This is a genomic window from Paenibacillus solani (genome assembly GCF_050475945.1).
Lineage (GTDB): Bacteria > Bacillota > Bacilli > Paenibacillales > Paenibacillaceae > Paenibacillus_AQ > Paenibacillus_AQ solani_A.
Genome location: NZ_JBCMXJ010000015.1, coordinates 176,758 through 199,456, shown reverse-complemented (window position 1 = coordinate 199,456; position 22,699 = coordinate 176,758). Strand labels below are relative to the sequence as shown.

The following is a 22,699-nucleotide window of genomic DNA, read 5'->3' as shown; positions in this document are numbered from 1 at the left end:
CTGCGGGATCGCTTGTCCGTCCCGACCAGTCCGGCATCTGATCCCTACAAGACCATAATACAGCGCTTTCAAATAAAAAGGATCGTATCCATGTACGATCTTTATGTATATTTGTCTTTGATCTGCTGACGATAGGATTGGGGAGATATACCCGTGTATTTTTTAAAGGTTTTGCTGAAGTGAACATAATCAGGATACCCGACCAGCTCTGCTATTCTGCCTAGGGACAACTTACTCTGCTTCATGATATCCTGCGCCTTGTGAATCCGGTATTTGGCGATATACTCCGGAAAGGTGCATCCAACCTCCTTGTTAAAAAGCGCACTCAGATGCGTTCTTGAAACATGAATCATCTCTGCCAGCTCCGTCATTGAAATCGGGTCTGCATAATGCTCGGCGACATATTCTTTAACATAAGCAACATAATCCAGCGGCTCTTCAAGCTGTGTCAGCTTATTCATCAGCTGCTGATCCTGCTCCAGATGGCCCATAGCCTTAAAGCGATGTGTTGCATCCACAATGGCTTCTTCCGTCGGCGTCCGTTCAACACTCGACCCGCCCACGTAACCCATGGCGGAGGTGTTGTCGTACATGTATTGCACATCAATCGGCGTATGAACCGGGCCGCCATAAACCAGCTTGATTGGCTGCTTGCTCGAAGCGTCACATACTTCGAATATGCCTCTGGCGATTTCCGCCCCCTTCTCCAGCGACCATGACTTCGTGGTGCCCATCATGCCGCCTGCTGTGACACCCAGATGGGCACAGATCATATCCGCTCCGGCCTCCAGCATCCACTTCGCCTGCTCCGGATTGAATACAAAAGCCATCGTAAGTATCCCCTGCTCATGGGCGATTCGAATGGCCTCGACCTCCTGCAGGTAAGTAATGCCTTCCTCTTCCAAAGCTTCTCGAAATTGTCCATCAATTAATCCTACGGTCGGATAGTTGATGATGCCGGCAAAACCACTGTCCCGAATCCATGCCAAATAATCCGCCATCTGGACCGTTGGATCCGTTCCGCACAAGCCGAAGATGACCGGCGTATCGCGGACCGCTGACAGAATCTCCCTCGAGCCGAATTCCATCACCATCTCATTGGAGTTGGCATAGGGCATGAGCCCAGCCAAAGAGCCGAGCCCCATCTGCCGAAAACGGCCAGAGTTCAGGGCCAATATAAAATCGGCACCGCCCCTGACCGCATATTTTGCTGAAATTCCCGCTCCTGCCGCAACGCCAATCAATCGCTCTTGGGTCTGTAATCCTCTATGTAATCGATCTAAAATCTGTTCTCTGGTCGTTATCAAAGTTATGGGTCCCCTTATCTTCAAACTGACCGTCATATCTCATCATTTCCTGATATCACTAAACCTATTATAAAATGAATATCAATAAAGCCGTTTCGTGTAACTGTCCTGCAGTGCCCTAGTAACGGTCTCTTCCGTCACGCTCTCTTGATTCACATGATCCGCTATGATCCTGGACGGATTCGGAAGCTGTTCGCGGGCCAGCCATGAATCCGGATCCCAAACCTGCGAACGCATAAATGACTTGGCACAGTGGATATAGCATTCCTCAACTTTGACTCCGATGCCAAGCCATGGCCGTTTGCCCTGTACGCTAAGGTGATCCAAAATGTCCTCATCCCTTACCAAGACGGCACTGCCGTTGATTCGCAAGGTCTCCTTCAAGCCGGGGATGACAAACACGAGTCCAACCTTCGGATTAGACAGGATATTGCGCAACGAATCAAACCGTCGATTGCCCGGCCGCTCCGGAATAACCAAATAGGATTCATCCATTATATGTACAAATCCCGCTGCATCGCCCCGGGGCGAGACATCGCAGGATCCGGATGCATCGGAAGTAGATATAAATAACAATGGACTTTTTGCTATGAAGTCTATGCAGTGATGGTCCAATCGATCAATTTCCTTGTTTTTGACCACAGGGCTGGACTCGCCGAACAAATCCCGAAGCTCATCCTCTGATGTAATAACCGATTGAAAAGGAACTTTTGACATCACAATCACTCTCCTATTGGTTACCTCTTATATCTTTCCTCTATATTTAATCATATCCTGATTTTTGTCCAATTTCACTATTAAACAAAGAAGCTTCCCACAAGTTCAATGAACCTATGAGAAGCCCCCCGTTTTCGTTCTTATAGGAAAATAATCAGCAACGTTCCCACGACAAAGCAGTAATAAGCAAAGTATTTCAAATTCCCGCGCGCCATAATATTCATGAACCATTTCATCGCAAAATAAGTACAGACCAACGTAGCGATGAACGCGATCAGATACGGGATAAACAGCGAGGAGATGTTAGGATCTGATGCAATATCCTTTGCCCCCAGCACCATGCCCCCCAGGCTAATCGGGATGTACAACATAAATGAAAACCGCAGAGCCGTTTCCTGTTTCATACCTACCGCAATGGACGTAATGACGGTTGAGCCCGATCGGCTAATACCCGGAATCAGCGCTACAGCCTGTGCCAGACCTACAATCAGCGCATCCTTAAATGACAGATCATTATCCAGCTTGCGCCCCCGCAAATTCCGAATCAGCCACAGGGCGACGCCCGTGAACAGCAGCGCAATTCCGACCGTACGTACAGAGGCGAATATCTCCTCAATCTGATCTTTAAACAACAGCCCGATAATGACAGCCGGAATTGTACCTACAATAATATACAGAATAAACAGGAAGTCTGATTTATATTCCGGTTTTCGTGTGCGCAAGTAACCTAAGCCATTGACGATCAGGCGCTGCACATCCTTACGAAAGATATACACAATCGCAATTAATGATGCCGTATTGGTCAAAATTTCAAACGACAGTCCGTTCTGCTCCATGCCCATAAGTCTCTGGGCGACAATCAGATGTCCACTGGAGGATACCGGAATAGGCTCCGTAACCCCTTGCACGATCCCCAGCAGCAAATACTTCAACCACAAAATGAAATCTCCCATAATACAAATTCTCCTAATCTTTTAAACACATTTGTCTTTTAAAAATACTATTCTATCATAGCCTAACAAAATAGGAAGAATCAAACCTTTAGTGGAACATGCTTGTGCGTGCATCGGCATCGTATCGGCATGTCAAAGAAGCAGCCCTTCCATTCGTTCGTTATAGCCAAAAACTTATGTAAACAAGAGAAGCCCCTCTAACCACGGAATTAGAGGGGCTCCTAATCTATTGTTAAGAGGTGATTTCATCATAAAATATGCAGCTTAATAAAACCTTAAAGCTTCATTAGGGGAACATAAAAAGTTAGCACACTCCCATAATTACGATGATCATACACTGCCTCAATCAAAATTTACGGTAGTAGTTCTTTCGGCTCACCTAAACTTCTTTTTTCTCCAATATTCTCACAATTTAGCATCCTGTTATAGAAATAAATACCTAGTTCTGATAGACTGGTCTATAATCTTCCTATGATGGATGTATTTATTTATAGCTATTCCCTCATTAACAACAAGTGGAATTATTCCGCCTGAGCCAATCCCCTAGCCGATAGGGACTTAAAGAAAAGAGAAGAGAAGAAAAAATGAGATCAAGCGTAAAATTCACCCTGTTCATCCTATTATTAACGGCCATGCTAACTGCCTGCAGTTCAGAGAAAAAAACAGCCGAGGAGTCACCCGCTCCTACGCCGAAAGAAGAAGTAGTAAAAAACACTTCCACTGACGATACAAAGGAGAAAGAAGTACCTAATAAAACACAACAATTTTCAGGGGAGAACTTCTCCTTTTCCTACCCCTCGACTTGGAAGGATGCCGGGCTTGACGTTCCTCAAATTACTGCTGCGTTTGTAAATCCGAATCCCCAAGGGCCTTTTGCTGAAAACGTAAACCTAATTATCGAAGAATCATCTGCCACACCTCAGGAAGCAGCTGATATCTCCGCAGAAGGTTTAGCCAGTGGAGCTGGCGGAGAGCTAATACAAAATTACAAAAAATTAAATTACATGGATATAGCGGATAAAGCTGCAGGGATCCTCGAAGCTGAATACACGCAGGGAGAGTTGAACGCGCAGGTCATATTAACGCAATACTTTGTCTCGGATGGCCAAGCGATGTATATCCTTTCCATCGCCTCCCCCAAAGATGCTTACGATAATGGAGGGAAAGCGATTGTTCAGAACATAATAGATTCCTTCGAAATCGTTAACGCTAACCATGCCGTTGCAGACCCGAATGCTAACGCTGGCACGAACAACGACGATCTTACGGAGGAAAATCTTTTTGCTGAAATGATGGCTTATATCATCCCGATCGAAGTCGAAAACGGAGCACTTGACCAAAAAAACTATAACTACATTGTTAAGAACTATACGTTATTTCCAGCACTAACACGTGAAACTCAAAAGAAGGCGATCGCCGAAGTCAACCCAAACATCGATTCCCGACATCTGTTTAAAAATATCAATCCATATTTAGAACAAATGATTGAGGTCAGCGGATATGTTGTTGAAATCATGGAAGAAGAGATTGATGAGGGTCTTACCGTTACCGAAATCCATATCATTGATGATTATGATAACTCCATTTTCGGCTATTACGCCCATACTACTGGCGATATTCTTCAAGACGATTACGTAACGATGCGGGGCGTGCCGGCTACCTATTATTCATTTGAAAATATTAGTGGCGGGACTACAAATTCAGTTCTTATGGGCATTTCGACAATCGAAAAAACCCCGTAATCGTCCGGAACAGGGCTCTTGCTCTAGGATGAACAGATATAAAGAAAAAGCACCAACTCAAGGTGCTTTTTTTTCTTTATTCTTTATTCTTTATTCTTTATTCTTTATTCTTTATTCTTTATTCTTTATTCTTTATTCTTTATTCTTTATTCTTTATAAATAATCATGACATCAAACGTTCCATCTGACGATGACATCTTGATATCTTTAACATCATCCGGATGAAGATTATACAGGAATTCATTCACCTTTTCCTGCAGTTCATCCAGCTCGGAATCGCAAAAGATCTCAACCTTCAACTTTTTTAACATGTAAATCCCCCCCGCTTCAAACTTCGACATAAAGCGGGGTTTCCCTGCTGGGATCGAAGTTATTAAACGGGATTTTCACCTATCGCCTACTTTAATTCTTCTTCTTCTGCTTTCACAATCCATGTCTTAGCACCCCCTAATTTATGGTATATTGGTGGAGTCGTTGTTCCATTCTCAGAGGAAATTTTCATTATATAAAACATGTTGGTGGTGAAATCTAATGATGCTGCTCAAGCACAAACGTATGACCCTAATTACTATCATGCTCATGTTGTCTTCCGTCATTCTGTTCTACGGACTGCTTTATATGAAAGAACAACCTGGCGGGTTTTCGGATTGGCGTATATCGCGCACCATGGGACTCGAGGGTACGATTCGAATCCCGCTTGGCAAGTCACCGGAAGATGCTATTGAACAGTTTAGAGGCCCATCGACGATGCGGGTTATTCACCATGAACCTGTAAGAGGGGGCACCCTTTTGTTTATGGACCGGGATGGTAAAGAGGACAGCAGCAATCTTCAGATAGAGTATGTACGAAAAACATGGTTTGGATGGAAATGGGCTTGGGGTGGAGGATATGGTATGAGTAAGTCCCCACAGTCTGCGTTAAACTATATGATCATGCCTAGGCCTGATCATATTTCAGATACCTTTCCCATCGTTTTCGGAAATATTCTTGACCCCTCGGTCACGAGTATCGCTATTCAGAGCAAAGGCGGGGGCCATTACAACGCTGAACTGGCTGCCGTGGGCAGCGGGAAGAGAATCTGGTTTGCATTTCTGCCCTCGTCCACTTTTACTCCTTTTGATATCGAAGCTTTTGATGAACAAGGGGAGCTTATAGCTGAGCAAACCGTAACCGACCCCAATGACGGCGGCTCGATCGATGTTAGAAATTGATCTTTAGGTCATTATTGTAGCAGGAAAGCTGTGAGGGATTTCTCATCTAGCGGAAACAATGTCATCAATCTTAATCCAATGCCATTCCTCTTCGGTTATGGACAATTTGATCTCCCGTCTGAATGTATGGATCAATACCACAATCCCAACCAGCTCCGTATTCCCATATTCATCAAACAGTCTTACTGTAACTTGGTGGTGCTCATGAAAGGACTCGGCCAAAGCACTTTCGATCAGCTCCATTTCCTGTGGATCGAGGATTGGCCGCTCCCTTCTTCCCTCTTCCAGCTGCCGGCGGATAATGGTTTCTTTGTGCTCGGGAAGCATCATGCGGCTGGACTCCCATAGTCCGTTTCCCTCCAGCTTTTTGCGTGTTGTTGTCATTTATAGTGTCCTCCTATCTTGGCTGATCGGTCCAGCGCTTGGCCTGCGTCTGTCTTGGATACGGCCCGAATTACAATCGAATTTCCATACTTATTCTTAAGGGCATCCGTCACCCGCTCCAGAGCCATCGACCGCTCCCGGCCGGTATCAAACAGTGACATCTGATATTCCGAGTCTGGACTAAGCTGCGATAAACTTACGCCCACTCTCCGAATCGGTAAGCCATCCCAATACTTCTCCAGTAACCGGCAAGCCCATTGGTAGACTTGATTCGTAATGTTGGAGGGGTCTTCCATTTTAAGCTGGCGGCTGAAGCCGGTAGGTCGATCGAAGTCTGCTCCCATGCAGCCGACCGTTACCACATGCCCCATAAAACCAAGACCGCGGCAGCGCTGGCACACCAGTTCCGTCAGCTCCAGCAGCACCACCTTGATCTCCTCAAGCTTGCTGTAATCCCGAGGGAGCGTCATCATATGTCCCACCGACTTAGGATCGACCTGATGCGTACCCGGACGTACAGGGCTATCATCGATTCCGTTAGCAATTCGCCAGTACATCTCGGCCTGGATGTCCGAGTTCTTTCCAAACTTGCGCCGCATCATCTGTTTGAGCTTGGCAAGCGGCGTCTGTGCGACGCTGCCGATCGTTGGCAGACCCATGACATTAAAATGGCGGGTCATCCGGCTGCCAGCCATGAACATTTTATTCACCGGCAGCTTCCAGAGCGTTTCGGCAAGCATATCCTTGGACAAGGTATAGATGCCTGAGGGATTTTTTTTGGCATAGTTATCACATGCCGTCTTCGCCAGAATCTTCGTCTCCGCAATTCCAAAGCGAGTGTACACGCCCGTTGCCGCCTGAACATGCGTTTGAATCATCTGAGCAAGCTCTTCCGGAGTATCGGCGTATAGATGCATGCTGCCGGTTACGTCCAGGAACTGTTCATCGATACTGTACGGCTCCACCAGGTCCGTATATCTCTTATAAATGTCCGTGATGAGCATGGACACATCAATATACCGCTGCATTCTGGGCTTGATAACGACGAGATCCGGACACTTCGCCATAGCTTCCCCAAGTCTCTCCGCCGTGGTTATCCCTTTTTTCTTCGCAAGCGGGCAAGCAGCCAGCACAATTCCTGACCGGCGCTCCGGATCGCCAGCAACCACGAGCGGACGATCCTTGTATTCCGGATGCTCTGCCTTCTCTACACTGGCGTAAAACGATTGGCAATCACCTAACATCACAATCCGTTTGGGTGATCTCACGGTTATTTCCTCCTTCAAGTCATGAAATAGGAACATTCGTTTGTATTATATGCGAACACTCGTTCTTTTATCAATGTAAATTTAACCCACCCATTAGAAGAAGTATCCCAGGGAGAAGTAAAGGGGATATGGAAATTTGATGCACTTCCAAAAAATGAATGTGATAGAATAAAAGTGGTAAAGAAATGACGAGGGCGAAAACCAAGGGCATGATGAATTTTCTGATAACTGCAGGATTATTATGCCTGGCAATTACCGGGCTGTTGTCAGAAGCCTTTACGACAGGATATCAACAGAGGGACAACTTCTATGTAGACTCCAAGGATGATCGCGCCTCTAAAAAGAAAGTGGCCAACGGGTTCTTCCTAGCCGGGCTTGCCTTTCTGGCAGCAGCAGGTATCGTCTATCTATTCAGCTAACAGAGGGATTACGATAAAGTGGTGATCATAAAAAGGGGGCTTTTTGAAATGGGATCAGCATCAGCAGTTGGTTACGCGGGTATCATAGCTATGCTAATCATATTTTTAATTACTTTATTAATAGTATATCGATTGGTTAAGCTTGCTGTTAACCGTTCAGAACTCAAAACAGATATTACTAAGTTGAGGATCGAGGTCAAAAACCTGAAAGAAAAGATAAATCGAATGGAAAAGTCGACAAGTGAGTGAGGTTTATTCTCACCATTCTGGATTATTCTCATCCAAATTGAATTTACCAGCTTGCACCATCACATACTGTTTCAATAAAAAAGTAACCGTCCATGAAATGCCTAGTTAGCATTCGGTTCGGTTACTTTTTTTGATCTGTTTGGTGTGAACGCATAAAGTCTCGTTCTTTCTCTACTGCAAATTTTGCAATGATTTCAATTCTGAGAAAATTCTTTGCTTGCTTACGCTCTCAGTATACGCATCTTCTAGATCCGTCCCATCCATATTGAATTTACCAGCTTGCATATTAATTACGCTGTATTGTCCATACGTATTCTTCACCATAAAGATCATATAACTGCTGCCGCTTTTCATTTCAGTATATCCTGCCATTTTTAACTTTTCTTTCCCCGAAAGAGTTTGCCTCAGAACAATGGGTTCTATCACTTTCAAGTTACTCGCGTCTTCCTCTGGACCTTTCAAAACCCTCTCCACTTCAATCTCGGTTAGTGTGTAAAAGTCCATAATTGCACCATTCTCAACTGTTCTAATCGTCATTTCACGATCCTCAAAATCTTTCACGGGACTTCCAATAACGACTAGCTCGGCACCCGAAAATAATGCTCTTCCCGTTGAGTATCCCTTATAATCTGGGTAAGTTCTAATATTGCGAACCGAATTATAAATGGCAAAATAATAATAGCAGGCCGCTGCAAGGATGATCGCCAACAATAGTGAAAGAATTAGGCTTTTCTTTTTTATAAATATTTAAATCCCCCCCATAAACTAACGGTCATGCTTGTGACTGTAGAAAGTGCTCCACATCGAGCCACTCAGGAATTATTCTATCTCCTTATATTTTAGAACGTTAACCAACGAGTGTTAGTTACTCCCTGCACCCTGCAGAAGCTGAACAAGATCTGTCGGATGCCTGCCGATAGTCCCTGCTATCCTATAGATGAACGGAGGTCGTTGGATGAATATGCTTGAAAACTTAAATGGAGCATTAGACTACATTGAACAGAATCTGGAGAATGAGATTGATGAACACGAGATAGCAAAACGTGCTTACTGTTCAGTTTTTCATTTTAAAAGGATGTTCTCATACCTGGCAGGTATTCCTCTTCAAGAATATATTCGCCGCAGACGTCTCACACTCGCAGCATTGGATTTGCAGGACAGAACACTTAAAGTGATCGATATCGCCGTTAAGTATGGTTACAGTTCACCCGACGCATTCACCCGCGCTTTTCAGGCTTTACATGGAATTACACCAACAGCAGCCAGAACCACCAGCCGTTCGATTCCTATTGTAAAAGTCAGTTAGCAGCAAACCAATTTCATGAATAAAACATCTACTTTGTTCAAATGCCTCATAGTAAATTTTACCCACCTCTGATATACTGAAAGCATAACTTTAGGCATAGGTATGTGATTAATCAAATGTGGGATAAAGAACTGAAAATAGCTATACAGAAGAAGCAAATCGTGACGATATACCTTATTGACGGCGCAGTATTACAAGGCATACCAGATACTTGTACAGATCGCTTAAAGATGCGGAGTCCTTATGGGCCAGTCTGGGTGCCATTAGAGGAAATAAAGCATGTGAGTCGATTAATACGACTAGACGTAAAAAAGAACCTACTGACACATCCCTAGTAGGTTCTTTTTGCTATCTAAAATGAAATGTACTTGAGGTTCGTCCAGGTATAAAGGCATGACATATATGGGAAGGGAAACAAAAGCAATTAGACTTAGCAAGTGAATCAGATGAGGAGGATTAAATAAAATTGAGGAAAATCATCACATTCCTTGTTGTTGGAATAGTTATATTTGTTATCTTACTCGCTATTGATCATTCCTACGTATCCATGAACAAATACATTAGTGAGCTTTCCCTTGCAGCAAATATGGAGCGTTTTATTTAACATTATATTCGGAATATTGAGTGGCATATTACTTACTAGAATTTTGGCAAAAAGCGAATCCTAAAAAAAGACCCGTTATTAGGGTCTTTTTCTTTGAAATTAGTTAGACCAAAAACCTGTTAAGGAGGTTTCAACAATGAAGCTAATTAAAATGAATTGAACCGGATTCGTCTTGGAACAAATAACACAGGTCGCATGCCACCCATCTTCCACATCACTTCATCCATAATTAGCAACTTTAAACATTTCGATTTCAATAGGTTACAGGGCATTACTTGCTGCGATTGCTGCACTCGCTTCTAATAATGCAAGCCAGGACAAAGACACAAAGTCCCAGCTTACTACATTTGTGTACATAACAATTCTGTATGTAATCTTGAACATTATCATATTTCTTATTTCGTTTATGATAGACGATACGTACCTTGCTCTCTGGGGTCGCATGTTGATTGGTGTACTTCTATTTATTCTGATTGCCTATTCAAACTTTCTTCTAAAGATTTCTGTAAGACTGATTTACTAAAAAAAGCGAGAAGATTTACGCCTCAGTCATATGCCGCATTCATGCAGCCGCGCGTATCATTCTCGCTTTTTTCTATGGTTACATCCAAGTTAACAAGACCCCTCACGGGATCAAAATTCTCGGCACTCTCTGCTTGTAAAGTCGATGGTCAAGTTAACGAAATTTTACCTTTGAACAGCTGATGCAAAACCATCGTGGTTACGCCGATCACATAATTTCTTTTGCCTAAGCTTGCAGGGGTAACCCAATTCGAGTCATATAAACCATCCACCGTAAATTTGGCTAGATGATCGTGGATCTTCTGAAGGCATTTCGGTGACATCATGAACCACCCGTCCAAAATGGTCTTTTGCGGACCAAACAGGTTCATCATAACCGCAACCGCCCTACTCAAAAATAGCAGGCTTCGATTCATCATCGTCTCGATCCAAATTTCCCCGCGTTCATACGCTTGTACAACTTCTTCAATGGTTTGAGGTACAGGGCAGCCATGCTTGACTGCCCTTTTCCGCGCCTGCTCCAGCACATAGGTACTGTTAAACCAATTATCATGCAGCAGGGCGACCTCTCCTGCTCTTCCTTTGTACCCAGAATAGACCTGGCCATTCACGATAAACCGGGCTCCAACGCCTTCATAAATCCATACATATAACACGTTCTTAACGCTCGGACTCGTCTCCAAGTAATATTCCGCAAAGGCAGCCGCATTGGTGTCGTTCATGACGTGAATAGGCAGATTATAATAACGGGATTGAAGCAGCTTGACGATCTCAAAATCCTTTAGATTCAAGTAACGTGCATACGATATTGTCCCGCTACCCTCGTCAACAATGCCGGGAGAAACGATACCGATTCCTTTGACTTGGGAAAAATCTTGGATTCCTGCAATTCGGGCAATCTCGCTTATACAATGCAATATCGTCTGCAGCACCTGGTCATTTCCTTTTACGGCTGGAACTGTAAGCTCAGCGACAATTTCACTGTGGAAATTGGACAGCGTGGAATAAAATGAGTTGTTTCCCAAACCGACTGAAATGACAAACCCTTTGTCCTTGCTGATCTCCAACGATATGGCCTTACGCCCCGCCCCAACCGATGACTTTTCACCTGATTCGACAATGAATCCTTCGGCAATCAGCTCATCCACCAAGGAAGACACGGTCGTAGCGCTCAGCTTCGTAACCTTTGCGATATCCGCGCGCGACATCGCTTTTTCCCTATGAAGTAAGCTTAAGATGGTCGCTCGGTTGATTTCTTTCATAAGATATACGTTACCTCTAATATGTTTCATTGCTATACCTTTCTCCAGGGTAATGTGTTCTCTAGAAAAAGAAACCCCCTAGTTTCCATTGTTCTTACCCATTACTTCATTAATTCTTTATTCGCCTGATATGCTTTGTTCTGGATCGCTTCCAGTTCATCAAAACGCATGGATCTCACTTTCTCAACGAATGCATCAAATTGGGATAAAGGCTCCTGCCCGATAATAAACTTGCTGATCATCTCATTCACATAGGTATCGATCTGCGTTTTGATCTCCGTACTCGTCTCAAAATCATCTTCAGTGTACTTCAAGGCTGGTACCGGATCCCGGAAATAATCTTGTTCGACGTAATAGAACAGTTGCTTGGCAGCATCCTCGCTCACCGCAGCAGCTTTCTCATAACGCTCATCTTGACGGAAACCGATCCATGGCTGCGCTCCGATTCTACTTAATGCCTTAGCAGCCCCATCCGGATTGTTCATAATCTTGTCGGTATACTTCAGCGTTCCATCGGCTTCCTTCGTATAGGTGTCGCCCTCAACCCCGAAGTTAAATAGCAATTGACCTTCGTCACTGTAAGCATACTCAAAAATTTCCATCGTTTTGTCGACGTGCTTGTTGTGGCCGCTGATGGCCCAAGCAACAGGCACCACGATTTGCTGCTGCCTGCTCGTAAGCGGTTTGTCGCCTTTGTTCATGACTGGAGGTGGCGTAACCTGAAAATTAAATCCTTTAATGTTCTCAACTTCAGGTCTCGCATTGAAACTTGCCACATATCCAACCCAATGGTTGGTCGCACCGACCTTATCATTGAAGATCATCGAAGTATAGTCTTTATCTTGTCTCGACAGGATCTCTTGATCAAACAATCCTTCACTGTACCATTTGTTCATCGTAGTAAGAAATTCCTTGGCGCGTGGATCGATTGGCGTATAGATCATCTTGCCGTTCTCCTCCATCCAGCGGCCATCCTCATTCAAGTCAATGCCCCAAGCATCGGCAAAGTTCAAATAAAAAGTGCCGGCCGTAGAAAACGGCACTTCATCCTTCGGATCACCATTTCCGTTGGCATCCTGCTCTTTGAACGCTTTCAAAGTATTATACCAATCATCAATCGTTTCGGGTACTGGCAGACTTAAACGATCCAACCAGTCTTGACGAACCAAGGGACCTTCCGATGTACGAACCGCGGACAACATGGGAACTGCGTAAATATTGCCATCCGCATTCACAATCTGAGATTTGGCAATTTTGTCTTCTACTAAGTATTTTTGCAGATTAGGCTTATCCTTAATCAGATCGTTCAGCGGGATGAACACGCCCTGCGGACCGTACTTGTTAAAGTTGCCAGGCGCATCCGCAACGATATCCGGATACTCATTGGAAGAAATCATAAGCGGAAATTTGTCACGCATCGTTTTGGCATCACCTGTAATAAAGTCAAATTCCACGTTAAACTTTTTCCCGATTTCCTTCCATACCAGTGTTTCGTTGCTGTACATTTCATCCGTTGCCCGGCTCGCAATAAAAATCGATAATTTCACCGGCTGATCATCACCGCTCTTATTGTCTGAAGGCGACGCTTCTCCATCTGACGCTCCGCCTCCGCAAGCTGATGTCAGAAGAGCCATAATGATTACCATGATCAATAAGGATATCCCATTCTTTCTCCATTGTCTGTACATTCTTATGACCTCCACTTTGGATTATTCATTAAACGCAGCACATCTTCATTTACTGATCTACTAACTCTTAACGGCGCCGATCATCACCCCTTTCACGAAATACTTTTGCAGAAACGGATAGGCCATAATAATCGGCAGAGCGGTAACCACGATAGCCGCATATTGAATGGTGATCGGCAGAACTCCGGAACTTTGAACCAGCGCCTTCTCCAATTCCTTATCAAATGAGCTGTCCCGGATAATCCGAACCAATAGCACCTGAACCGGCATCAATTGTTCCTTGCTAAGCAGTATCAATTCCCAAAAAAAGGAGTTCCATTTGCCGACCGCATAATACAAGCCGATAGCGGCAAGAACCGGTTTGGATAAAGGCAGCGCCATTTGCAGGAATATCCTGATATCGCTGGCTCCGTCGATCTTGGCCGATTCTTCGATCTCTTTGGGAAGACTCTCAAAATAAGTCCGTACAATGATGATATAGAACGTAGATATCGCTGCGTAAAGCAAGATACCCATTCGGGAATTAAGCAAATGAAGATCTCTCATGACCATATAAAATGGAATCATTCCGCCACCAAACCATAATGGAATCGCCAAAAAGATAGCGGCAAAATTGCGCAGCTTCCAATTTTTCCGTGACAGCGGATAGGCCGCCAGCGTTGTTAACAGTAAGCTGAGAAATGTTCCCACCACCGTGTAGTAAATCGTATTGCCATAGGCCACGATCATTCCCTTATAATTCAAAACCGTCTCATAAGCCGACAAATTGATTCCTTTGGGCCAAAGAAGCACTTCATTTCGCATCACACTGTCCGTATTGCTGATTGAAACGGATAGAATATAAATGAACGGGTAGAGCATCACGATACAAGTGACGATAATAAACAGATAGATGAATACAAAATAAATGGTGTCACTGACGTCCACTCTCTTTCTGCTCTTAAGCATGTTCTTCCCCCTTCTACCAAAGCGAAGTCTGGTTAGCCTTTTTGCTCAAGTAATTAGCTCCGTATACCAGAATAAAACCAATTACCGCCTGGAACAGGCCAACCGCTGTGGCATAGCTGTAGTTGTTGTCGATGAGTCCTTTTCTGTACACGTAAGTATTCAGGACATCCGCGGTATCATAAATTGTTGGATTATATAACAACAGAATTTTGCCGAAGTCAGCCGTTAAAATCGTGCCCAGGTTTAACAGCAGCATAATAATAATAGTCGGGACCAGACTTGGGAATGTAATGTAACGGAGCTGACTCCATCGGCCCGCCCCATCGATCTTGGCTGCTTCATAGAGGTCAGGGCTAATGCCCGAAAGAGCGGCGATATAAATAATGGCGGAGAACCCGGCTCCCTGCCAAATCCCTAGTAGCACATAAATCGTTCTAAAGTAATCCGGATCTTGAAAGAAGAAAATACTCTCCATTCCAAGTTTATTTAAAATAATATTGACGATTCCCGTACTTGGCGATAGGAAGGTAAGCGCCATCCCGCATACGACAACCGTAGAGATAAAATATGGTAAATAGCTGATCGTCTGTGCAATCTTTTTGAACAGGAGGTTTCGTATTTCATTGAAGCAAAGAGCTAAAATAATCGGCACCGGGAATCCGAATATCAAGCTGTAAACATTAAGAAGAAGCGTGTTTTTTATCAATCTGAAAAAATGGGGGTCATCCAAAAATTGTTGGAAATACTTAAAGCCGACCCAGCTGCTTCCAGATATTCCTTTGACTACGTTGTACTTCTGAAATGCCATCAACAATCCATGCATCGGCCAATATGCAAATATGAAGTACCATATAAAAACAGGTAGAAACATAATGTAAAGCCATTTGTTGTATACAAGCTCTTTGGCCATTACCTGAAGTTTGGTGCCCTTCTTCTTGTTCGTATCGATCTGTATTGTCGGTTCAAAGCCAGCCATGTTCAAACTCCTTTCAACGCATTCATTCTTTGCTACCTAACTCCCCTTTTTAGGCTCCATTCATTCATGTACTCCAAGTTCAAGATTCGTTTATTAAACAACTCCTCCCATAAGTGGAATATCAGTCACTGAATTGGAAACGCATACATTAAGCGCTTTCAAATCACCATTTACATGATATTCGACTCTATTTTCCAGTCGCTTTCCTCAAGCTTTTTATCACATTATAACTGATTTAATTAATTTGTACAGTGTCTTTATTAATTATTTTTTTAAAAACTAATGGGTATACACCCTGCTCATTTAATAGCTTGCTGTTGTTCTATCAATGAAGAGGATCAGAATTTCTTGCGAAAAATGTGAGTGTTATATAAAATAGGCTCCCTTCCGGGAGCCTCAGCTTTCAGTTCATTATGATATTCGCTGCTGTAAGGACCGACTCAATTCATTGCTGATGTATACCATAAGAATCATCAGGATGGTTCTCAAGCAATTTGTTAATTCTGGCGGTTTCCTCTTTATCAAGTTGCTCCGCTTTACTCACAGCGGCTGCCGAGTTAGCAGACTTACCCGGTGCTGCCTCGGCTGCAAAATTCATGGAACCCAGCATGAAATGCACCGCTTAAGGCAGCAATCGTCATTTTCGCATCTTTTTTCATAAGCATATTCCGGTAGTTGTTGTTGTCTATTTATATAACAATACCGATCAAGGAATTTGTGACATGAACGTAAAATGATAACCTACGTTATTATTTCTGCACCGCTTCTTTCAGAATTTCGACTTTCTGTTCCTTGGACATATCCCATGTGGTTGAAATGCTGTATTCAAAGCCGCCTTCATGCCAAAAAACGTATTTTGGATAGATATGCGCCGGGAAGTCATCCTCAAAGAAGCCTTTCTTCTTACTTCCCTCTGAGTCCAACGTATACTTTGAAATGGCCAGTGTGTCTTTCCCGTTCGTATACTCAAGACGGATGGTTGCCGCCTCTTCCCAATCTATCTTTTTCGCATAGATGGGTTTTCCGCTCTTCTTGCCTTCGGCCCTTACTTCATCAAGGAACTTGCCTTCAGTTGGACCTTCAATTCTCGCTTTGGAAAACTTATATCCCTCCGGCAAGTTGGCGGGCTGCTTCAGGATGGAACCTTCCAGCGTGGAGGCTCTTTTCAAGTAGTCCTCGTAAGCGGTAAATGTTTCTATCCCTCCCCAATAACTTAGGTCGAGTCCGCTGTTAAGATCCTTATATTTATGATACAGAACGTACATATCGCCTGTCTCATTACTTAGCTTCTTCACTCTATTGGTCTCAGCTTCGATATACTTCTTTTCCTCTGGAGTTAGAGCCTTGGCTGCAACTTCTGCTTTTTTCTGCGCCTTTTCCAGTTCTTTCTTGTAGAGCTCGCGGTCTATATCTCCCTCGGGATAGATCATATCAGCAGCTTTTAAATCCTGTTCCGATTGCACGGAAGCCTTTGGTGGTACGTTCCCTGTACCGCTTTCCTTGGCATTAACCAATGTCACGCTGCCAAGCGCGAGAATCATCCCCATCCCCAGAATGGACAGGCGGTAGGATTTTTTGTGAAAATGTTTAATCATCGTAAGTCTCCTTTTCATTTGTTTATGCGTGGCGGATAGGCCGGCAAGCCCCGGCTGGCGTTGATTTCCTGAAAAATGCTCCAACACATGGATGATCGTTTGTCCGTATGCATTGTTTTGCTGCGGACTCATCCGATTCAAGGCGCACGCATCGCAGGCCATCTCCTGGTCTTGTCTTGCTTTACGTACGGCTAGCCATAATAACGGATTAAACCAATGAATGATCAGGATGATATGCACTAACCAGTTCACGGCGACGTCCCGCCTCTGAATATGTGCAAACTCATGCGCCAGAATATATTGAAGTTGATCCTTTTGCAGCGTGATGAGCAGACTTGGCGAAAGGACGATCGCCGGCTTGCTAAAACCGACCACGGCAGGTCCAGGAATTCGCTCACTGGCTACAAACTGCACTTTTTGCTTCACGCCTAATTGCTGTTTCGTCTCGTGAAACACTGCCGATAGAAAAGGCGTATCTATCTTTCGGCCCGCGCGCAGGGCTTGTTTCAATCGAAGCTGGTCGTATACCGTTTTCGCGGCAAGAAGCAGCACGCCCGCAAGCCAAACCGCAATCAGCGTATTGGTGAAGCCTATTTGCTTGAACCCATTCCACCAAAAGCTGCTCTCCTGCCCGGGTCCCGATTCAAGGGATGGAGCAGGTACTTCCCAAGTTCCGCTTGCTTGCGGGTTTATAAAGCGCTCAACATGAACCGTCGCCTCGCTTATTCTCCCCGCTTCCTTCCCACCCGATGAAGCTTGAGTTTGTTGATGAATACCGGGCGCTATGGCCTCCAGGGACAAAACATTGTATAGGCTAAGCGAGGATTCCGGGGCCCAAGGGAGCAGCAAGCGAATGGCCACAGGAAGCCAAAGCCAATATTTCCATCTGGCCTCAATCTTGTTTCTTAATAGAAATTGCAGGATGAGGACAAGTACGATCAGAATGGAGGCCATGAACGATCCGCGAATCACCCAGCCAAAAAAAGACAATAAATGTTCATGCAATGTAAAACTCATCAGGGCTCTCTCTTTTCTGTTTCCCCGTCGCTGTGGTTTTCGTCAAACAAAGCCTTTAGATCCTCGATTTCTTGCGCATTCAGTTTTTTATCCTGCAGAAAGTTGGCCAGCATCGGCTTTAAAGCTCCCCCATAAAGCTTTTTCATGAAGGATTTGGTTTCGGACTGCAGATACTCTTGCTCGCTGATGATCGGATAAAATAGTTGGGTGCGCTTTGAACCCTTTTCCAATTTCGCACCCGCTGCTTCCTTCTGCACCAGACGAGTGAGGAGCGTCCGGGTCGTATTGGGGCTCCACCCCATTCGATCCGTCATTTGTTTTACGACCTCGCTGGAAGGGCAGTCCGGATTTGTCCACAATACGCGCATAATTTCCAGCTCTGCATCTGTAATCGGTGGTATTTGATTCATGCATGAAACCTCCAAAGTCAATTTACTCAGACTACATATGTAGTTATAATACACATGCTACATTTGTAGTTTAGTAATGTCAACTTGTTTGTCAGAGCGTAATTTTCTCGTTTTTATTACATGCAAAATGTTATCTTTTTACGGCTGCTTTTAGCATTTCGATCTTCTGTTTTCTGGACATATCTTTGGAGGAGGTTGAAATGCTGTATTCGAATTTGCCGCCATCATTCCAAAAAACGTATTTTGGAAAGATATGAGCCGGCAGCTTATCGTCAAAGAAACCTTTTTTCTTACTTCCTTCCGAGTCTGCCGTATACTTGGTAAAACCCAGCGTGTCTTTTCCGTTCGTATATTTAAGACGGATGGTTGCGGCCTCTTTCCAATCTATCTTTTTCACATAGATGGGCTTTCCGCTCTTCTTACCTTCGGCTCTTACTTCATCAACGAACTTTCCTTCGATCGGGGCTTCAATAACCGCTGATAAAAACTTATACCCCTTAGGCAGGTTGGCAGGCTGCTTCAAGATGGATCCCTTCAGGGTTGAAGCTTTTTTCAAGTAGTCCTCGTATGAAGTGAATTCATGTATCCCTCCCCAATAGCTAATATCAAACCCGCTATTTAATTTTGGGTACTTGTAATACAGGACATACATATCACCCGATTCTTGGGCCAACTCCTTCACTCTCTGGATCTCATCTTCGATGAACTTTTTTTCCTCTTCAGATATAGGCTTGGCTGTTTCGGTTGCTTTTTTAACAGTAGCTTTTGGGGCTTTTTCGTAGGATTGCGCCTTCGCCGTGAGGCTTACGGAAGAACCCATTAATAAAATGCTGCTTAGTGTCGCGATTGCTACTTTTGTTGCTACTTTCATTTGCTAATGCTCCTCTCCTATAATTTTTATTTTCATAAACTACATCTGTAGTTTCGATATAATACTACAATTGTAGTTCAATAATGTCAATACGTTTGTGCAGATTTTTTTTATTTTCGTTTGAATACAAAAAAGACCCGCAGCATCTGCGGATCATGAAAAAAAGGAACCCTTGCAATCCTGTAGCAGAATGACTTGCAGGCATCTTTACGCAAGAAATGTGACCTTTTTGTGACCTTATACAAGAAAAGAGACCCCAAGAGGTCTCATTTGTATTGATATGACAGGCTTTTAAGGCCTTACTTACATCATGCCGCCCATCTTTCACATCACTTCATCCTTGTTCGACGTCGTTCATTAATGTCGATAATTCGCTCTGTTTCTGTATTCCATAAATTAATTAATCGTGGATATTCATCGTTAACCGCCGATTTCGTGATTTTTTTAGTGATTTTTTTGCCTTGCCTGGAGGAAAAAGTTTCGTTATAAAACGTCTCTATTCTTTATCAGATTCTCTTTAGCTTAAGTAGATCCTCGAGCTTAAAGGGTACAGTTCATCTCTTAATTCATTGAAGTTCTTTTTATCACAACCTGATATTAGATAGCATATACGAAGCATTCGCACTCCGCAACTCCTCCCGCATATGTTTTAGTTGGTTGAGATTATGTCATTTCCACTTTCGGACCTGCGTTTCCCCAATAAAAAGAGCGGCTTCGATGTCTTTAAGCTTCATCGAACCGCCGCTTTCCAGCCACATCTGTTTTGCCTTGTCCCGGTCTGGACTTCTTTCTCTAGCCATGCTACACCATCACCACCTCCGATATTTGTCCTTGACGCCATTACTGGTTTTGATAGACTGAACCAGAATGTACAAATCTATCAGGAGGAATCATATGAACCTTGCAACTTTTTTCCCCTATCGAAATGATGTAAGAAAGACATTAATTCCCTACTTAAAAGAACTAACGATAGAACAATGGTATGCGACACACCCTGATCACCCTAACTCAATAGCCTGGATCGTTGAACATATCGCTCGTAGCGAAGATGAATGGATCAATGTCATTGCTTTGAAGGCAGAGTTGCAATTACCCCATAAAATAGAATCCCCCCAGCAACTCTTGCAAGCTTATATAGACATCCGGAATCAAACTGATCTCAGACTCAATTCAATGCTGTTTAATGAGGATGATCCCGCGATCCCACTTCCTACTTATTCAGATGGTTGGCAACCACCTTCTCCTCCTACTCTACGCTGGATATTTCATCATGTGTTCGATCATGAGACATACCATGTGGGACAAATCGGGGTAATTGCCCGTCTAAACGGATACTCCGGCCCTCTTTTCTAACCAATCAGATTGTATCTCTTTGCAATTCAATATCTATTTCAATCAGCTTTTTCAGATCGTCCACCGTCTTGATCTCGATTCGACCATCTTGAAAGTCCTTGACCCACTTGGCTATGCCAGCCTTGACGATTTTGCGGTATTGTTCCTTGCTCTCGAGGATACCTTCCATGACTTGAAACTCGTGCTGCATAAGCAAATCTTTATTCTCAGGTGTTCCCATTGATGTTCCCCTCGGCTTCCATTTAGTATTGGATACGAGATAGCGGATGTCTGCAAAATGCCACGCGTGGCGGGCCGCTATCTCAGCCGGGGGATACCCTGGTCGATTAGGAGGACGTTACCGCGTCCTCCTTTTTATTTGGATAAGATTTTTGTAGATGCTTTATTTTACGTCGCATCTTTTTGTTTAACGGCATCAAGTATTTATGCTTGCCGTCCGTTCTATTAGATATCATCATTGTCCTTGTAAGCATCTTCGTTAAAAGCAGTGTCGAACATGCTCTCCATCAATTTCACATAATCTGTCTTCCTGGATATGTCCGGACCATGACCTGGTACTGTACGATAATTAGATAAGCGTTCAGGGAGTTGTTCTAACATCTTCTATACCTCCTTTGCATCTTTACTGCTTCTTCTGCCTGGTTAGTTATATTTACGATTTCTGGGCATTCGCCCAATCAATTTGTAGGCATCTGCGTACAATGCTGTATAAATACTTGGGAGGTAATTTTTTGAACAATTATCCAATGATGCATCACATGCCTCATATGCACCATAAGCCACATATGCATCACATGCCTCGAACTATCGTGGTCAATCCTGTAGATACTTGCGTTGTTGAAACTTTAATGTCACACATTGGAAAAGTTGTTATACTGGAAACCACACGTGGTAGAATCGACGGATGTGTCGTTGATGTCAAACAAGACCATGTTGTTCTTGATCAAAGACATAAGAAGTTTTTTGTCCGCATTGCCGAAATCGTTTGGATAATGCCAGAATAATTTGTTTATAAAAGGAGCTGTGAATGCAGCTCTTTTTTTGCTCTTGTCCATGTTTTTAATTGGTTTAATATCCAATTACCTACCCATATTGCAAATAACTCCATCGGCATTTGAAGTTATTCCTCATCATAGTACATTCAAATTCTACCCTGCCCAGTTCCAGAGCCCTTGCATGCCTTTAGCCGGGATCGGTGCCGGTAGCTGCCGAACGTTTGACGTTTGCCAGGCATAACGGCCATCTGTATAATCACCGAAATAATACTCGTTGCCTCGACTGCCGCCCCACATAATGAATTTGCCACTCTTGGCTTTCAAACCGATTGTCCCATAAACATGACTGTTATCCACCATGTAGCACTCCTCTAAATTACATAGAGCCACTATCACTCCGGTTGGGAGATTATCTGCTGTATATCCGTGCTTTGCCAGCGTTGACTGTATAGGCTCAGTTTGGCACGCTTCCCGATCGATCTTCTTGCCAGCATGGATCGCAAGTTCGCCGTGGTGCTTTGTGGACCAGCTGCGTGTCTCAAATTGCTTTTCGCCAAGGGCGATCAGCGTCGCCCAGGGTTGGATTATGGTTATGGCTTTCATGCGCTTTTCCCCTCAATAGGTTTGAATGGTCCGATATCCTCGCCATACGCCCCTTTGTAAACATCACGGTCATGATCCCAGCAGCCGCGGCACATGCGCTTACCAATGGCCGGGTCGAACATATGAGGATGACTCAACTCCGTTGCTGGATCGCCGCACCAGTCACATTCCAAGAGTTCAGGTTATAAATTCCTTGGTTTGCTTCGCTCATTGTCTGACCTCCGTAAATCCAACTAACTCAGCCCATAGCTTGAACTTTGGCTCATATCTATAAGGCGAAATCGGGAAGATATCGTTT

At 44.0% G+C, this 22,699-nt stretch carries 25 protein-coding genes and 1 pseudogene; 7 read left to right on the top strand and 19 right to left on the bottom strand.

Annotated features, from left to right (window positions below; genetic code table 11):
- Positions 1–101 precede the first annotated feature (101 nt).
- The 3 genes from ABEQ74_RS15830 to ABEQ74_RS15820 all read right to left on the bottom strand — a co-directional run bounded on the left by ABEQ74_RS15830 (position 102) and on the right by ABEQ74_RS15820 (position 2,977).
- The gene (locus ABEQ74_RS15830; RefSeq protein ID WP_430123108.1) at positions 102–1,343 is read right to left on the bottom strand and encodes a phosphoenolpyruvate hydrolase family protein; all 1,242 of its coding nucleotides are present in this window, start codon (positions 1,341–1,343) and stop codon (positions 102–104) included.
- A 45-nt stretch (positions 1,344–1,388) separates the two neighbouring features.
- Positions 1,389–2,024: a pyridoxamine 5'-phosphate oxidase family protein gene (locus ABEQ74_RS15825; RefSeq protein ID WP_430123107.1), complete on the bottom strand. Its 636-nt coding sequence runs from the start codon at positions 2,022–2,024 to the stop codon at positions 1,389–1,391.
- 140 nt (positions 2,025–2,164) lie between these two features.
- Positions 2,165–2,977, bottom strand: coding sequence for an undecaprenyl-diphosphate phosphatase (locus ABEQ74_RS15820; protein ID WP_430123106.1), 813 nt, complete (start codon positions 2,975–2,977; stop codon positions 2,165–2,167).
- Positions 2,978–3,561: 584 nt separating this feature from the next.
- Between ABEQ74_RS15820 and ABEQ74_RS15815 the strand changes: the two genes are divergently transcribed.
- Positions 3,562–4,719 carry a hypothetical protein gene (locus ABEQ74_RS15815; protein WP_430123105.1) on the top strand — a complete coding sequence of 386 codons (1,158 nt, stop codon included), beginning with the start codon at positions 3,562–3,564 and terminating at the stop codon, positions 4,717–4,719.
- Between the two features lie 146 nt (positions 4,720–4,865).
- On the opposite strand, the gene ABEQ74_RS15810 is transcribed toward ABEQ74_RS15815, so the two are convergent.
- A complete protein-coding gene (locus tag ABEQ74_RS15810; RefSeq protein WP_430123104.1) occupies positions 4,866–5,030 on the bottom strand; it encodes a sporulation protein Cse60 in 165 nt (54 codons plus the stop codon).
- 220 nt (positions 5,031–5,250) lie between these two features.
- On the opposite strand from ABEQ74_RS15810, the gene ABEQ74_RS15805 reads away from it, so the two are divergent.
- The gene (locus ABEQ74_RS15805) at positions 5,251–5,931 is read left to right on the top strand and encodes a hypothetical protein (protein WP_430123103.1); all 681 of its coding nucleotides are present in this window, start codon (positions 5,251–5,253) and stop codon (positions 5,929–5,931) included.
- Between the two features lie 42 nt (positions 5,932–5,973).
- Here ABEQ74_RS15805 and ABEQ74_RS15800 read toward each other — a convergent pair whose 3' ends face one another.
- Together ABEQ74_RS15800 and ABEQ74_RS15795 are read right to left on the bottom strand one after the other, a co-directional pair.
- On the bottom strand, positions 5,974–6,315 hold the full coding sequence (locus ABEQ74_RS15800) for a YolD-like family protein (protein ID WP_430123102.1): 342 nt from the start codon (positions 6,313–6,315) through the stop codon (positions 5,974–5,976).
- Positions 6,312–7,559, bottom strand: coding sequence for a DNA polymerase IV (locus ABEQ74_RS15795; protein WP_430123589.1), 1,248 nt, complete (start codon positions 7,557–7,559; stop codon positions 6,312–6,314). The genes ABEQ74_RS15800 and ABEQ74_RS15795 overlap by 4 nt, the downstream gene beginning before the upstream one ends.
- A gap of 209 nt (positions 7,560–7,768) precedes the next feature.
- On the opposite strand from ABEQ74_RS15795, the gene ABEQ74_RS15790 reads away from it, so the two are divergent.
- Together ABEQ74_RS15790 and ABEQ74_RS15785 are read left to right on the top strand one after the other, a co-directional pair.
- Positions 7,769–8,002, top strand: a complete 234-nt coding sequence (locus ABEQ74_RS15790) for a DUF5316 family protein (RefSeq protein WP_430123101.1) — start codon at positions 7,769–7,771, stop codon at positions 8,000–8,002.
- A gap of 48 nt (positions 8,003–8,050) precedes the next feature.
- Complete coding sequence (locus ABEQ74_RS15785) at positions 8,051–8,251, top strand: hypothetical protein (protein ID WP_430123100.1); 201 nt, start codon at positions 8,051–8,053, stop codon at positions 8,249–8,251.
- Between the two features lie 171 nt (positions 8,252–8,422).
- Here the strand turns inward: ABEQ74_RS15785 and ABEQ74_RS15780 are convergent, their stop codons facing one another.
- The gene (locus tag ABEQ74_RS15780; protein WP_430123099.1) at positions 8,423–8,812 is read right to left on the bottom strand and encodes a hypothetical protein; all 390 of its coding nucleotides are present in this window, start codon (positions 8,810–8,812) and stop codon (positions 8,423–8,425) included.
- A gap of 394 nt (positions 8,813–9,206) precedes the next feature.
- Here ABEQ74_RS15780 and ABEQ74_RS15775 point away from each other — a divergent pair.
- A pseudogene (locus ABEQ74_RS15775) lies at positions 9,207–9,536 on the top strand (helix-turn-helix transcriptional regulator); the annotation flags it as partial.
- A gap of 1,296 nt (positions 9,537–10,832) precedes the next feature.
- Here ABEQ74_RS15775 and ABEQ74_RS15770 read toward each other — a convergent pair.
- The 9 genes from ABEQ74_RS15770 to ABEQ74_RS15730 form a co-directional block, all read right to left on the bottom strand.
- On the bottom strand, positions 10,833–11,975 hold the full coding sequence (locus ABEQ74_RS15770) for an ROK family transcriptional regulator (protein WP_430123098.1): 1,143 nt from the start codon (positions 11,973–11,975) through the stop codon (positions 10,833–10,835).
- Between the two features lie 71 nt (positions 11,976–12,046).
- Positions 12,047–13,633 (bottom strand): hypothetical protein, encoded by a 1,587-nt coding sequence (locus tag ABEQ74_RS15765; RefSeq protein WP_430123097.1) that lies wholly within the window; start codon positions 13,631–13,633, stop codon positions 12,047–12,049.
- A 60-nt stretch (positions 13,634–13,693) separates the two neighbouring features.
- Complete coding sequence (locus ABEQ74_RS15760) at positions 13,694–14,581, bottom strand: carbohydrate ABC transporter permease (protein ID WP_430123096.1); 888 nt, start codon at positions 14,579–14,581, stop codon at positions 13,694–13,696.
- Between the two features lie 13 nt (positions 14,582–14,594).
- Positions 14,595–15,557 carry an ABC transporter permease gene (locus ABEQ74_RS15755; protein ID WP_430123095.1) on the bottom strand — a complete coding sequence of 321 codons (963 nt, stop codon included), beginning with the start codon at positions 15,555–15,557 and terminating at the stop codon, positions 14,595–14,597.
- A 445-nt stretch (positions 15,558–16,002) separates the two neighbouring features.
- Positions 16,003–16,167 carry a hypothetical protein gene (locus ABEQ74_RS15750; RefSeq protein ID WP_165593441.1) on the bottom strand — a complete coding sequence of 55 codons (165 nt, stop codon included), beginning with the start codon at positions 16,165–16,167 and terminating at the stop codon, positions 16,003–16,005.
- 139 nt (positions 16,168–16,306) lie between these two features.
- Positions 16,307–18,169, bottom strand: coding sequence for a M56 family metallopeptidase (locus tag ABEQ74_RS15745; protein ID WP_430123094.1), 1,863 nt, complete (start codon positions 18,167–18,169; stop codon positions 16,307–16,309).
- The gene (locus tag ABEQ74_RS15740) at positions 18,169–18,579 is read right to left on the bottom strand and encodes a BlaI/MecI/CopY family transcriptional regulator (protein WP_430123093.1); all 411 of its coding nucleotides are present in this window, start codon (positions 18,577–18,579) and stop codon (positions 18,169–18,171) included. The genes ABEQ74_RS15745 and ABEQ74_RS15740 overlap by 1 nt, the downstream gene beginning before the upstream one ends.
- 130 nt (positions 18,580–18,709) lie before the next feature.
- Positions 18,710–19,450 (bottom strand): hypothetical protein, encoded by a 741-nt coding sequence (locus tag ABEQ74_RS15735; RefSeq protein ID WP_430123092.1) that lies wholly within the window; start codon positions 19,448–19,450, stop codon positions 18,710–18,712.
- Between the two features lie 668 nt (positions 19,451–20,118).
- Entirely contained in the window at positions 20,119–20,250 is a 132-nt protein-coding gene (locus tag ABEQ74_RS15730; protein ID WP_430123091.1) for a phage terminase small subunit-related protein, read from the bottom strand.
- Positions 20,251–20,344: 94 nt separating this feature from the next.
- Between ABEQ74_RS15730 and ABEQ74_RS15725 the strand changes: the two genes are divergently transcribed.
- The gene (locus ABEQ74_RS15725) at positions 20,345–20,803 is read left to right on the top strand and encodes a DinB family protein (RefSeq protein ID WP_430123090.1); all 459 of its coding nucleotides are present in this window, start codon (positions 20,345–20,347) and stop codon (positions 20,801–20,803) included.
- Positions 20,804–20,807: 4 nt separating this feature from the next.
- On the opposite strand, the gene ABEQ74_RS15720 is transcribed toward ABEQ74_RS15725, so the two are convergent.
- A complete protein-coding gene (locus ABEQ74_RS15720; protein ID WP_430123089.1) occupies positions 20,808–21,023 on the bottom strand; it encodes a hypothetical protein in 216 nt (71 codons plus the stop codon).
- A gap of 224 nt (positions 21,024–21,247) precedes the next feature.
- Entirely contained in the window at positions 21,248–21,403 is a 156-nt protein-coding gene (locus ABEQ74_RS15715) for a hypothetical protein (RefSeq protein WP_430123088.1), read from the bottom strand.
- A 131-nt stretch (positions 21,404–21,534) separates the two neighbouring features.
- On the opposite strand from ABEQ74_RS15715, the gene ABEQ74_RS15710 reads away from it, so the two are divergent.
- Positions 21,535–21,807, top strand: a complete 273-nt coding sequence (locus ABEQ74_RS15710) for a DUF2642 domain-containing protein (protein ID WP_430123087.1) — start codon at positions 21,535–21,537, stop codon at positions 21,805–21,807.
- A gap of 144 nt (positions 21,808–21,951) precedes the next feature.
- On the opposite strand, the gene ABEQ74_RS15705 is transcribed toward ABEQ74_RS15710, so the two are convergent.
- Positions 21,952–22,401, bottom strand: a complete 450-nt coding sequence (locus ABEQ74_RS15705) for an ASCH domain-containing protein (RefSeq protein WP_430123086.1) — start codon at positions 22,399–22,401, stop codon at positions 21,952–21,954.
- Positions 22,402–22,699: the final 298 nt, after the last annotated feature.

Bases quoted from the DNA above. Each gene is read 5' to 3' on its own strand.
- ABEQ74_RS15830 (WP_430123108.1), bottom strand. From the start codon at position 1,343: ATGACGGTCAGTTTGAAGATAAGGGGACCCATAACTTTGATAACGACC.
- ABEQ74_RS15825 (WP_430123107.1), bottom strand. From the start codon at position 2,024: ATGTCAAAAGTTCCTTTTCAATCGGTTATTACATCAGAGGATGAGCTT.
- ABEQ74_RS15820 (WP_430123106.1), bottom strand. From the start codon at position 2,977: ATGGGAGATTTCATTTTGTGGTTGAAGTATTTGCTGCTGGGGATCGTG.
- ABEQ74_RS15815 (WP_430123105.1), top strand. From the start codon at position 3,562: ATGAGATCAAGCGTAAAATTCACCCTGTTCATCCTATTATTAACGGCC.
- ABEQ74_RS15810 (WP_430123104.1), bottom strand. From the start codon at position 5,030: ATGTTAAAAAAGTTGAAGGTTGAGATCTTTTGCGATTCCGAGCTGGAT.
- ABEQ74_RS15805 (WP_430123103.1), top strand. From the start codon at position 5,251: ATGATGCTGCTCAAGCACAAACGTATGACCCTAATTACTATCATGCTC.
- ABEQ74_RS15800 (WP_430123102.1), bottom strand. From the start codon at position 6,315: ATGACAACAACACGCAAAAAGCTGGAGGGAAACGGACTATGGGAGTCC.
- ABEQ74_RS15795 (WP_430123589.1), bottom strand. From the start codon at position 7,559: ATGTTAGGTGATTGCCAATCGTTTTACGCCAGTGTAGAGAAGGCAGAG.
- ABEQ74_RS15790 (WP_430123101.1), top strand. From the start codon at position 7,769: ATGACGAGGGCGAAAACCAAGGGCATGATGAATTTTCTGATAACTGCA.
- ABEQ74_RS15785 (WP_430123100.1), top strand. From the start codon at position 8,051: ATGGGATCAGCATCAGCAGTTGGTTACGCGGGTATCATAGCTATGCTA.
- ABEQ74_RS15770 (WP_430123098.1), bottom strand. From the start codon at position 11,975: ATGAAACATATTAGAGGTAACGTATATCTTATGAAAGAAATCAACCGA.
- ABEQ74_RS15765 (WP_430123097.1), bottom strand. From the start codon at position 13,633: ATGTACAGACAATGGAGAAAGAATGGGATATCCTTATTGATCATGGTA.
- ABEQ74_RS15760 (WP_430123096.1), bottom strand. From the start codon at position 14,581: ATGCTTAAGAGCAGAAAGAGAGTGGACGTCAGTGACACCATTTATTTT.
- ABEQ74_RS15755 (WP_430123095.1), bottom strand. From the start codon at position 15,557: ATGGCTGGCTTTGAACCGACAATACAGATCGATACGAACAAGAAGAAG.
- ABEQ74_RS15750 (WP_165593441.1), bottom strand. From the start codon at position 16,167: ATGCTGGGTTCCATGAATTTTGCAGCCGAGGCAGCACCGGGTAAGTCT.
- ABEQ74_RS15745 (WP_430123094.1), bottom strand. From the start codon at position 18,169: ATGAGTTTTACATTGCATGAACATTTATTGTCTTTTTTTGGCTGGGTG.
- ABEQ74_RS15740 (WP_430123093.1), bottom strand. From the start codon at position 18,579: ATGAATCAAATACCACCGATTACAGATGCAGAGCTGGAAATTATGCGC.
- ABEQ74_RS15735 (WP_430123092.1), bottom strand. From the start codon at position 19,450: ATGAAAGTAGCAACAAAAGTAGCAATCGCGACACTAAGCAGCATTTTA.
- ABEQ74_RS15730 (WP_430123091.1), bottom strand. From the start codon at position 20,250: ATGGCTAGAGAAAGAAGTCCAGACCGGGACAAGGCAAAACAGATGTGG.
- ABEQ74_RS15725 (WP_430123090.1), top strand. From the start codon at position 20,345: ATGAACCTTGCAACTTTTTTCCCCTATCGAAATGATGTAAGAAAGACA.
- ABEQ74_RS15720 (WP_430123089.1), bottom strand. From the start codon at position 21,023: ATGGGAACACCTGAGAATAAAGATTTGCTTATGCAGCACGAGTTTCAA.
- ABEQ74_RS15715 (WP_430123088.1), bottom strand. From the start codon at position 21,403: ATGTTAGAACAACTCCCTGAACGCTTATCTAATTATCGTACAGTACCA.
- ABEQ74_RS15705 (WP_430123086.1), bottom strand. From the start codon at position 22,401: ATGAAAGCCATAACCATAATCCAACCCTGGGCGACGCTGATCGCCCTT.